This window comes from Pseudomonas sp. LB3P58, assembly GCF_054897895.1.
In genome coordinates this window covers 139458-151325 of record NZ_JBUBVE010000001.1, presented here as the reverse complement: position 1 = coordinate 151325, position 11868 = coordinate 139458, and the positions used below count along the sequence as shown (strand labels likewise).

Annotated in this window: 5 protein-coding genes; 1 reads left to right on the top strand and 4 read right to left on the bottom strand. The window is 60.0% G+C overall.

All coding sequences use genetic code 11. The features are described from left to right. Nucleotides 1–5 precede the first annotated feature (5 nt). The gene (locus tag ACYZTZ_RS00635) at nt 6–1532 is read right to left on the bottom strand and encodes a CoA-acylating methylmalonate-semialdehyde dehydrogenase (RefSeq protein WP_046045739.1); all 1527 of its coding nucleotides are present in this window, start codon (nt 1530–1532) and stop codon (nt 6–8) included. Nucleotides 1533–1695: 163 nt separating this feature from the next. Here ACYZTZ_RS00635 and ACYZTZ_RS00630 point away from each other — a divergent pair, with 163 nt between their 5' ends. Then, nucleotides 1696–2643, top strand: coding sequence for a LysR family transcriptional regulator (locus tag ACYZTZ_RS00630; RefSeq protein ID WP_109627838.1), 948 nt, complete (start codon nt 1696–1698; stop codon nt 2641–2643). Here the strand turns inward: ACYZTZ_RS00630 and recD are convergent. From recD to recC, 3 genes are read right to left on the bottom strand one after another with little or no spacing between them, the layout of a single operon-like run. Then, nucleotides 2640–4733, bottom strand: a complete 2094-nt coding sequence (recD, locus tag ACYZTZ_RS00625; protein WP_461996909.1) for an exodeoxyribonuclease V subunit alpha — start codon at nt 4731–4733, stop codon at nt 2640–2642. The two genes, ACYZTZ_RS00630 and recD, sit on opposite strands and share 4 nt — an antisense overlap. Then, complete coding sequence (gene recB / locus ACYZTZ_RS00620) at nt 4730–8416, bottom strand: exodeoxyribonuclease V subunit beta (protein ID WP_461996908.1); 3687 nt, start codon at nt 8414–8416, stop codon at nt 4730–4732. The genes recD and recB overlap by 4 nt, the downstream gene beginning before the upstream one ends. Then, a complete protein-coding gene (recC, locus tag ACYZTZ_RS00615) occupies nt 8416–11865 on the bottom strand; it encodes an exodeoxyribonuclease V subunit gamma (protein ID WP_461996907.1) in 3450 nt (1149 codons plus the stop codon). Before recC ends, recB begins: the two co-directional genes overlap by 1 nt. Nucleotides 11866–11868: the final 3 nt, after the last annotated feature.

Genomic DNA, 11868 nt, shown 5'->3' with positions numbered 1-11868 from the left:
GCTCCTTAACGCAAGTTGATGGTGGTGTTCACACCGTCGTTGACGCTGTTGTCATCGAACCAGCGACTGGTGACAGTCTTGGTCTGAGTGTAGAACTGCACCACTTGCTTGCCATACGGACCGAGGTCGCCGAGTTTGGACCCGCGCGAACCGGTGAAGCTGAAGAACGGAACCGGCACCGGAATCGGAATGTTGATGCCGACCTGGCCAACGTCGATTTCAGTCTGGAATTTACGCGCCGCCGCACCGCTCTGGGTGAACAGGCCCGTGCCGTTGCCGAACGGGTTGGCGTTGACCAGTGCGATGGCCTCATCGAGGGTATCGACTTCCAGCACCACCAGCACTGGACCGAAGATTTCCTGGGTGTAGATCTGCATTTCGGGGGTTACGCCGGAGAACAGAGTCGGGCCGACAAAGTTGCCCTTCTCGAAGCCTGGAACGGTGATATCGCGACCGTCCAGTTCCAGCTTGGCGCCTTCCTTGATGCCGCTCTCGATCAGATCAAGAATTCGCGCCTTGGCTTTCTTGGAAATCACCGGGCCGACATCAGTGCCCGGCTCGCTGCCGGCATTCACTTTGAGTTTCTGCGCCAGCGCCTTCAGGTCCGGCAGCCATTGCTTGGCCGCGCCCACCAGCACCACCACGGATGTGGCCATGCAGCGTTGCCCAGCCGCACCGAAACCGGCACCGACCAGCGCATTGAGCGCTTGTTCGCGGTTGGCATCCGCCAGCACAACGGCGTGGTTCTTCGCGCCCATCATCGATTGCACGCGTTTGCCGTGTTTGCCGGCCAGGTCGTAGACATGAGTGCCGACAGCGGTCGAACCGACGAAGGAAACAGCTTTGATGTCTTTGTGGGTGCAGAGCGCATCTACCACGTCTTTACCGCCATGAACGACGTTGAGCACGCCCGCCGGAACGCCGGCCTCGATCGCCAGTTCCACCAGCAGCATGGTCGACATCGGGTCCTGTTCGGACGGCTTGAGCACGAAGGTGTTGCCGCAGGCGATGGCCATCGGGAACATCCACAGCGGAATCATCGCCGGGAAGTTGAACGGGGTGATGCCGGCGCAAACGCCGATTGGCTGACGCAGGGTGTAGGTATCGACGCCGCCAGCAACGTTCTCGGCGAACTCGCCCATTTGCAGGCTGCCGATGGAGCAGGCGTGTTCGACCACTTCCAGGCCGCGGAAGATATCGCCTTCAGCGTCGGCGATGGTTTTGCCTTGTTCGTTGCTGAGCACCACGGCGATGCGCTTGGAGTGTTCGCGAATCAACGCCTGGAGCTTGAGCATGATGCGCATCCGCGCGCCGATCGGCGTCAGCTTCCAGGTCTGGAAGGCGCGATGGGCGGCGCTGATCGCGGCGTCGACTTCCTGCGCGGTTGCGAACGGCACTTTCGCCAGCACTTGCTGGGTCGCCGGGTTGACGATGTCGTGCCACTCGGTGGTCTGGGACTCGACCCACTCGCCGTCGATCAACAGCTTTACCGTTTGGACAGTGGTTTCGTTTGGCGTGAGCGATGCGTTCATGTTGGGTCTCCGGGACGTTGTTCTTATTTAGAGAGCTATCTATGGAGCCAAGGCGAGAAAGTCGCCTTGAGATGAGGCGTGTGTCGCGAATTGGTTGTCGGACTGTTTTTGGAGTATAGATGTGCAAACTTCTAATAAGAACGCACATAAAAGCCGGTCCATCATGCAAAAAAACATCACGTCTCTAGGCTCGTTGAACTGGGATGACCTCAAGTTTTTCCTTGAAGTCGCCCGCACCCGCAAGGCCAGCACCGCAGCCAAGCGCCTGGCGGTCGACTACACCACCGTGTCGCGGCGCATCAGTTCGCTGGAGGCGGCGTTGGGCACTTTGCTGTTCGAGAAATCCCGGACCAGCGGTTTTGTCCTGACCGCCGAAGGCCAGCGGCTGCTCGGTTACGCCGAGTCGATTGAAAGCACGCTGCACATGGCCTGCGAACAGGTGTCAGGTTCTGGCGTGGCCTTGTCGGGGCATGTGCGCATGGGCTGCACCGAAGGCTTCGGCAGCTTTTTCATCACCCCGCAGCTGAGCCATTTCGTCGACGCCTACCCGGCAATCTCCGTAGACATCCTGCCGCTGCCGCATTTCATCAGCCTGTCCAAGCGCGAGGCAGACATCGTCATCGCGTTGGAGCGCCCGGAGCATGGTCCATACGTCTGCTGCAAACTCTGCGACTACAAATTACAGCTCTACGCGACGCAGGATTATCTCGACAAGCACCCACCGATCCGCCGCCCGGCTGACTTGGGTAAACATTCATTCATTAGTTACGTCGACGATCTGGCGTTCAGCTCGGAGCTGTTGTATCTGGCAAATGTGTTGCCCGGCGCCAGTGCCAACCTGCGCAGCACCAGCGTGATCGCGCAATTCGTGGCCGCGCAGCAAGGGCGGTCGCTGGCGATTCTGCCGTGCTTCCTGGCGGCCCAGGATCCGCGGTTACTGCCGGTGTTGCCGGAGGAGATCAACATCACTCGACAGTTCTGGATGTACTGCCGCGAAGACCTGCGCAAGCTCAAGCGGATCACCCTGTTGTGGGATTACATCCGCGCGGTCACCGAGCAGAATCAGGGGCTGTTGATGGGTGAAAGTCGGGAGATGCTGTTCGCTGATTAGTCGGTGCCCAATTCCAGCATCAACCCGCTCAAACGCTTGACCTTGCGCCGCACCGCCTCTTCGAATACGCCGGGACGCGGCTCGATCAGGGTGAACCAGTTTTTCGCCCGGGTAATTCCGGTATAGATCAATTCCTTGGTGAGTACAGGGTTCAGGGCATCCGGCAAAATCAACGCCGTATGAGCAAATTCCGAGCCCTGGGATTTGTGCACCGTCATCGCGTACACGGTTTCGACATCATTGAGCCGGCTCGGCAGTACAAACCGTACGCCGCCCTGACCATCATTACGCGGGAACGCCACACGCAGTACCTGCTTCCCAACCTCTGGCCCCTCGCGCTCCGGCAGCTTGAGGGCAATGCCGATGTCGCCGTTCATCAATCCCAGACCATAGTCGTTGCGGGTCATCAGCACTGGCCGACCTTCGTACCACTGCTGGTCGCTGTCGATCAGCCGAGCCTTGAGCAGCGCGGCGGTCACGCGTTGATTCAACCCCTCCACGCCCCACGGCCCTTTGCGTACGGCGCACAACAATTGGAAGGCGTCGAAGGCTTGCAACACCTGCCGGGCCCAATCGGTCCAGCAGGGATCATCAAGCGTGCTGTCGAGCGGTGGTCGCAGGCTGCGCAAGAGACTCAGGTAATGGCGATAACCCTGCGGTCCATCGCCATGCCCCTCAAGCAGCAAGCGCTCCAGCGCCCGGTCCTGCTCCCCCTTGAGGGACAGGGAAAACACGTCGTCATGGCTTCGAGCCGCCAACAACTTGCGGGCTTCCTCGGGTTGCTGCTGGTTGACCCAGCGAGCCAGTTGGCCGATGCCGCTGCCCTCGCCGAACCGGCGTGAATGTCGCAGCATCACAACTTGCTGGGCCAGGGGATGAGTCCCTTGGGTGTCTTCCTGCAAACCGCTGGCATCCAGGCTTTCACCACTGACCGCTTGCAGCCACAGGCGAGTCTGTGGGCTGTACCAACCGGCCTCGGCGTCGCGGCACAGGTCACCCAGAACGGCGCCGGCCTCCACCGATGCCAGTTGGTCCTTGTCACCGAGCAGCACCAGACGGGCATGGGCCGGCAACGCATCGAGCAGGTTGGCCATCATTTCCAGATCGATCATCGAGGCTTCGTCCACCACCAAGACATCCAGCGGCAAGCGATTACCGGCGTGGTGACGGAAGTGTCGAGTACCGGGACGACTGCCGAGCAGACGGTGCACGGTGGTGACGTCTGACGGGATCTTCACTCGTACGGTTTCATCGACTTCCAGGGTTCTGACCTGCTGACTGATGGACTCCGTCAGTCGGGCTGCAGCCTTGCCGGTGGGTGCAGCGAGACGGATGCGCAGCGGTTTGCCCGCCTCCACCGCCGGCGCCTGGAGCAACGCCAGCAAACGCACGACCGTCGTCGTCTTGCCGGTCCCCGGGCCACCGGTAACGATGCTGAATGCGCTGCGGGTGGCGAGGGCACAGGCGAGCTTTTGCCAGTCAATCACTTCACCGGGCTTGGCTGGGCCGAACAAGCTGGTGAGGCGTTGGGACAAATCATCCGGCGTGGTTTCGTGTTCGACCAGGCGTTGACGCAGCGAGGTGTCGATACGCCGTTCGTAAGCCCAGTAGCGACGCAAGTACAGGCGTTTGCCCGATAACACCAATGGCCGATGCTGCGCCGCCTCGCGGCCGTCGACCGCCAAAGCGACCAGACTGCTGGAGGCCAGGACTTTGCACCAATGGGCACCGTCCAGCGCCTCAAGCAGTTGCGACGGCAACAACATCGCACCATTTTGCGGATCGCCTTCCGGTGGCAGCGACAGTGCGAAGTCCGGTTCCTTTAGCGTTTCGAATAAATCCAGGCACACATGACCGTGGCCCAGTTGATGACTGGCCAACGCGGCGGCCAACAGCACCAGTGGATCATCGCCGGGAGCGAGCTCATGAAGAAAAGCGACGAAGGCTTTGTCCAGCGCTCGCAGCCAGCCGCGCTCAACCCAGCGCGTCAGCAACAGCAGCAAGTCATCGGCGCGACTCAACGGCGCCAGATCCGCCAGGCTTTCGGCTGTCAACGAAGTGGGCAGCAAATCAGCGAAAGTGCGACTCATAACAAAACTCCCTGTTCCCAGGCGGGTTCGGCCTTGGGTTCTGGCTTGCCCTGGAACAGCCGGTCCAGACGTTCGATCAGCTCTCTTGGAGGACGGGCGAAATACACGCCCTGGCTGGACGCGCGCGTACCGCGCAGGAACAGGTACAGCGCACCACCGACATGCCGGTCGTAATCGTAATCGGCAAGTCGCGCCTTGAGCTGGCGATGCAGGGCCAACAGATACAGCACGTATTGCAGGTCGTAACGGTTGTCGAGAATCGACTGCTCCATGGCCTGCTCGGTATAGGCCGCGTCATCGACGCCCAGCCAGTTGGATTTGTAGTCGGCGACGTAGTAGCGGCCGTCGTGCTCGAACGTCAGGTCGATGAAGCCTTTGAACATGCCATTGAGCAGCACCGGCTCGGCAGCCACCCGGGCCACGCCGTTGTGGGTGTATTGACGCACCAGTTCATCGAGCTTGAGCACATCGACCTTATGACTGGCGAACCAGAACTCCATCTCGACCCGGTATTGGGTGAGCCGCTCGAATACCACGGGGGCCTGCCCGCCGCCGATATGCAGCGGGGACGTAAGCAGATGCTGCAGCCAGTCGCTCAGGGCGGTGATCCAGCCCTCCCAGCCACGGCGGTTGCAGCGACGGGCAATGGCATCTTCCACCGTTTGCGGCGTGGCGACAAAACCCTCATCACCAGCCCATTCGAGCAAACCATGGAGAAAGGTGCCGGGGTTCGGCCCACGAGGGAATCGATGGATATCAGCACCACCGGCCACCACTTCTCGTGGTGCTTGCGGATCGAGGCGTTCGTCGTCGAATAGCTTTTGCGCTTGCGGGCTCTCCGGCGCTTCATCAGTGCCCACGCTCATGCTGTCGCCAATGCGCAGGGCACTGTAGGAAGCAATCCACCAGTTTTCGCTGGCCTTGCGTTTGGGTATCAGCGGAGCAAGCAACGTCGCATCGTTGTGCGGCGGATGGTAGTGCTCGACGGTCGCTTCAGGCATTTCACCGTAGTTCAGCGCAGGACAGTCCTGCTGCAGGTCTTCCAGCCAACGCTTCAAACCTGCCGACTCGGCCAATGGTGCTCCGCCGCCCAGCAGATAACCCAATGCCGACAGGTGCAGCACCGAGCTGTTGTTATTGCCGCGTTTGAGATCAGTCACTCCGAGCCAGCAGGCGTGTTGCGCCCGGGTCAGGGCCACGTAAAGCAAGCGCAAATCTTCGGCAAGACGCTCATCATCCGCCTGAACAATCAACTCGGCCGTCGGCTTCAAGGTCACTTGGGCCTTGCGCGTGGCGTCGTGGTAATGCAATGGCAGACGGCTGCCATCCACCGGTTTCGCCGAGCAAATGAACGGCAGGAACACCAAGGGGTACTCAAGCCCCTTGGACTTGTGAATGGTCACGACTTTGACCAGTTGTTCGTCACTCTCCAGACGCAGGATCTGCTCTTCGCCGGCCTGACCGGACAACGCCAGATGCTCGGACAAATGACGGATCAGCGCTTGTTCACCATCGAGTTCGGCGGCCGCCTGTTGCAGCAATTCGGACAGGTGCAGCAAATTGGTCAGCACCCGCTCGCCGTCACTGCGCGTGATTAATGTCTGAGGCAGCTGGAAGTCATGCAGCAATCGCCGCAGCATGGGCAACACGCCCTGCTTGCGCCAGAGCTCGCGATAATGGCGGAACTGCATGACCCGCGCTTCCCAGGCCAGTTCGTCCTGATTGAGGCGTTCCAGTTCAGCCAGTGACAGGTTCAGCGTGATACAGGCCAACGCGGCTCGCAGCGGGCGCTCGACATCCGGCTCGGCACAAGCCTTGAGCCAGGTCAGCAGATCGTGGGCCTCTTGGGCGGCGAACACCGAGTCCTTGTCCGACAGATAGACGCTGCGCACGCCACGTGCGGAGAGTTCGCCACGCACAGCCTGGGCTTCTTTACCGTCGCGGACCAGGATCGCGATATCCGCTGGCAGCAGCCCTCTGAAGTCCTTTCCGTCCTGTATGAAACCCGCGCGACCTTGTTGCCCGCCGTTGAGCAAAGCGGTGATTTCACTGGCGCAGGCAGCGGCGAGTTGTTGTCGGTACACCGCGCCGGACAGCGGCTGATCGGCAGACAGGTGCCAAATGTTCAGGGCTGGCACGACCTGGCCGTCAATGTGCAGAATTTCTTTGCGCCCTTGGGATTCGACGGGCAGGAACGGTACCGGGTTCTCACCGTTCTTTTCACGAAACAGGAACGCGCCTCGCCCGGTCTCGCGAGACTCGGCACGCTCGAATACATGGTTCACGGCATTGACCATGCCATGGCTGGAACGGAAATTCGTACCCAGGGTGTGCAGTCGGCCAGCGGTGGCTTGGCGGGCGCGCAAGTAGGTGTAGATGTCGGCACCGCGGAATGCGTAGATCGCTTGCTTGGGGTCGCCGATCAGGAACAGACCGCATTCGGGATTGTTGTCTTCGATGCGATAGATGCTCTCGAAGATCCGGTACTGCACTGGGTCGGTGTCCTGGAACTCATCGATCAGCGCCACCGGAAATTGCTCGCGGATCAAGGTTGCCAGCCGCTCACCGCCATCGGATTGCAACGCTGCATCAAGACGCAACAGCATGTCATCGAAGCCCATCTCCGCGCGGCGACGCTTTTCTTCCTCGAACCGTGCACCGACCCACTGGGCGGCGTGTTGCAGCACGGCGGCATCAGGTGTCGGCAATCCATCGAGACTGGCCTTGAGGCCGGGCATGGCATCCAGCCCAGGATGACTGGGTACTTCGCCTTTCCAGGCTTCAGCCATACCCTCGGGTGTCAGGCGCGTGAATCCGGTGCCGATATCCAGTTGCTCAAGGGATTCGTCTTCAGCCCAGGCCCTGATCTTTTCGAACCAGGGCTCGAAATAGCGCGCCTGCATCTTGCGCCCGTCGACACTCTTGCTCGCAACACCCTGGTGACAGATGGCAAGCAATTCGTCCGCCCACTGGCGCCAGGGCATCTTGAGCTCGAGCAACGCATCCCGTCGCTCTTGCAGACACTCCGTGATCAGCTCGGCAGGCTCTTTACCTTCAACACTGTCTCGCTCACTGGTGAACAAACCACGTACTCGCGGCAGTAAAGCCGCTGGACCGCCCCAATTTCCGCGCACCCAGTTCAGCGCATCGCCTTGCATCGGGTAGCAAAACAGGCGCCAGTAATCGCGCAGGACTTCGCCCAGCAAATCGCTGTGATCGGTTTCCAGGGTTTGCGTAAACAGGCTGCCACTGTCGAACGCGTGCTCGCGCAACATGCGCTGACACCAACTGTGGATAGTTGAAACTGCTGCCTCGTCCATCCACTGCGCGGCGATGTCCAGGCGGTTCGCGCACCCGGACCACTGCTCGGGAAGGTACTCCTCACGAAGCTCCGCGATTAGGCTATCGGGCGCCGGTGTTTCATCACGGAAAAACCGTGCAGCTTCAGCAAGACGCGTGCGGATACGTTCGCGCAATTCTTTGGTCGCAGCATCGGTGAACGTCACAACGAGGATTTGCGGCGGCAACAGTTCACGTCCGAAGCCGCTCGACTCTGCGCCGTGGCCAAGGACCAGGCGCAGATACAGCGCGGAAATGGTGAAGGTCTTGCCGGTCCCGGCGCTCGCTTCGATCAATTGGCTGCCGCGCAGGGGAAATGCCAAGGCCAGAGGTTTCGTGCTCATCAGCGCGCCTCCTCGCTGTTCAATGAACGCCAAGGCGCTTCAAGCAACGGCCGGTACAACGCGTTGCACCAATCCGGGAACGTTTCGTCTGCGACAAGCGTGTCGAAGTCGGCGAACTGCCGTGCGAGTGCCGGGCTTTCGCGACGCTCGCCGTCGGTGGTCAGGCCATCGCCTTCATAGGCCTTGCGGGCGGCGGCTTGGGCTTTGAGCGGATCAGTTTGACCAAGCCATGCGAAGCCGGTCTTCACCGCAATCGGCAGTGGCTGGCGCATGCCGGTTTGCCAAGCCATCAACAGGTCGCCCAGAATCCGCAACGCTGCATCCTCCGCCATCGGACCGAGCAGCAGACTGTCGTCGCTGGCCACCAACGCGGTGGTCATCGCCATACCACTGGCGCAGGCAACCAGATGATTGACCCATGGCCGTGTCAGTCGATGCCATTTGCGCGACTTGATCGAGCCGATGCTGTTGGGGATTGTCGTGACCGATAGCAAACCACCGTCCGCACGTTGATGCAGGCCGCCGAGCCACCCCTCCAGACGCAGACCCTGCAACTCCAGATTCACTGGCAGAGCGTTGGTGAGCGGCGATGGCCATAACGCCAAAAGCTGCTGATAACGCTGCAACAGATCCGGCAACGGTTCGATCAACTCTCGCTGAAGGCATTCGCCGAACCCGGCCATGGGCAGAAGCCCACTGTTTTGAAGGCGTTTTGCCTGTGCTTCCAGTACCTGGTCGGTGCTCTCCAGATGTCCCAGCGCCGCTTCGAGCAAGCTGTCGCTGAGGCTGTAACGTTGCAACGCGTCGAGTACAAATGGCTCTTCATCAGCCAAGGGCACTTCAGCCGCTTCGAAGTACACCTTCAGTCGCTGACTGAAGAAATGTCGCACAGGATTACGCAGAAAGTCCTGCAGTTGACCGAGACTCAGCGGCTCCTCCTGAACGTAGGGATCAAGTACCTCAACATCAGTCGACGGCTCACTGGTTTGATGCAGCACCTGCCATTCATTCGCGTAGCTGAACAAATCATCGCCTTCATGGAAGTAGCGGGAGCTGAACGGTTGCAGTGGATGTTCCTGAGTGATGGCCTCAAGCAGATCTTCGTCGACCTCATGCAGTCGCCAACCGCTGGCCAGATGATCTCGCAATTGGCCAATCAGTACCGACGCTGGGCGTTCACTGTTATCGCGAATGCTGCGACCGACCCAGCTGATATAGAGTTGGTCACGTGCCGACAACAGGGCTTCCAACAGCAGATAGCGGTCATCTTCACGTCGGGAGCGATCGCCAGGGCGGTAATCACTGCCCATGAGGTCGAAGTCCAGTGGCGGCTGTGCACGCGGGTAGTCCCCGTCATTCATGCCCAGCAGACAGACCAGTTTGAACGGGATCGCGCGCATGGGCATCAAGGTGCAGAAGTTAACCGCACCGGCCAGAAAACGCTGGGACAGGCGGCCTTGGTCGAGGCCGGCGAGCCAGGCTTCACGGACCACGGTCAACGGCAGTTCATCATGCAAGCCAACTGACTCGCACGTCTCAAGCCAGGTTTCACGCAGCTCTTCGAGTTGGGCCAACACGTAGTCGTCATGCTCGTTACTGGCCAGGAAAAACAACTGAACCAGTGCGTGCAATCGAAAGCCCCATTGTTTGGGAGCAGCAGGTTGAGAGAGTTCCTGGTGGGCAATTTCCAATGCATCCAGCAGCGCGACCAAAGGACCAATGAGCGCGGCATCCAGACCACCGATTTCGTCGTAGGGTTCGATACCCTCGCAAGCACTGGCACTGCCCACGGCATAACCGAGCAGCATCCGTCGCAGGCCGAAACGCCAACTGTTTTGTTCCAGCTCCTGCGGCAGACCAAGACCTGCGCGCTGCTCGGCATTCATGCCCCAACGGATGCCTGCGCCTTCGATCCAACGGTGCAGGGTCGGCAGATCACGATCCTCTACACCGAAGCGAGCACGTAGTGCAGGAACATCCAGCAGATCGAGGATCTCGCTCACGGGGAAACGGCTGTCGGGCAGCTTGAGCAAATGTTCGATAGCAATCAGCAACGGGTCACGACCACGCTGGCCTTGATCGGCGAGCGTGAAGGGAATGAAACGCGGATCGTGGCGTTCAAGCTGAGCAAATACCGCACGAATATGCGGTGCGTAGCTGTCGATGTCCGGGACCATCACGATCACATCGCGAGGCCTTAAATCCGGATCAGCACTGAAGCGTGCGAGCAACTGGTCGTGGAGGATCTCCACTTCACGCTGGGCACTATGGGCAATGTGAAAACGGATCGACTCGTCCTTTGCCGGATCGACAGCTGGCCAGCGCTCGCGAGTCTCGTTCAAGGGACGCAATTCAAGAATGTCGTCCTGCAATTGATTGAGCATATTCTGTGGCTGGCTATCGCTGAACAGGTCGATACGGCCATCGCGGAATGCCGAGCGGTAGCTGTTGGGATCGTCGTAGCTGTCGAGCAAATTGATATAGTCCCGCCCCTGTTTGCCCCACGCCGCCAGCAGTGGATGGGCGTGCTGGTGAAGGGTTTGCGGGTCGAGCACAACCGGCATTCCGCTCTTGCGAGCCTGACGCTTGTATTGATGCCGCAACAGGTCTTTATCGGCGACGATGTCTGCCCAATGGTGACGACACGGGTTGTGTACGCAGAGCAGAACCTGGCTGAAGCGGGCCAGCCCCGCCAGTGCTTCCAGGGCTTGAGCGGGCAGTGAGGAAATCCCGAAAACGATCACCCGCGAAGGCAATCCGCTGGGAGCTACGTCGAGGCTGTTGATGCGTTCGATAAACCGTTGATGGACGCCGGCTCGGCTTTGCGCCATGCCTTGTTCACCCACATCCAGCAACAGCGCACGCCACAACTCTGCCTGCCAGCAGTTAGCCGGGGTCAGAGGTTTGGTTTCACCTCTGCCATTTCGTAATTGATGGCGACCTTCTGCCCAGTCTTCAAGCCAGTCGGCCCTGTACACCTGATATTGGTCGAACAGATCCGCCAGTCGTTCCGCCAATTGATAGCGTTTACGTAAGTCTGTGTCATTCGTAAGGAAGCGCTGCAGGGGTTCGAAGTGCGGTTGGTTGATCAACTGCGGAAGCAGACGCATCAGACGCCAGGTCAAGGGAGCTTTATCGAGCAGGGATTTGACCGGGATTTCGTCACGTCCAAGCACCATGCGATAGAGCTGCCACATGAAGCTACCCGGTAACTGCACATCGATGGCTGCTGCGATTCCGCAGCCGCCCATGTCATCGTCTTCAGGGTCTTCTGCCAGTGCCAGCTTCAGCCATTGGGCGATGCCGTTGCTCTGTACCAGGGCAATTTCATTTTCCAAGGGAGCCAGCGGGTAACGCCGCATCCAGCTGACCACCAGGCTGCGCAACTCGTCCAGGCGGTTGCCGTGAACCACCATAAAACCAGCACTGAGGGACGTCGCGTCCGGCATAAA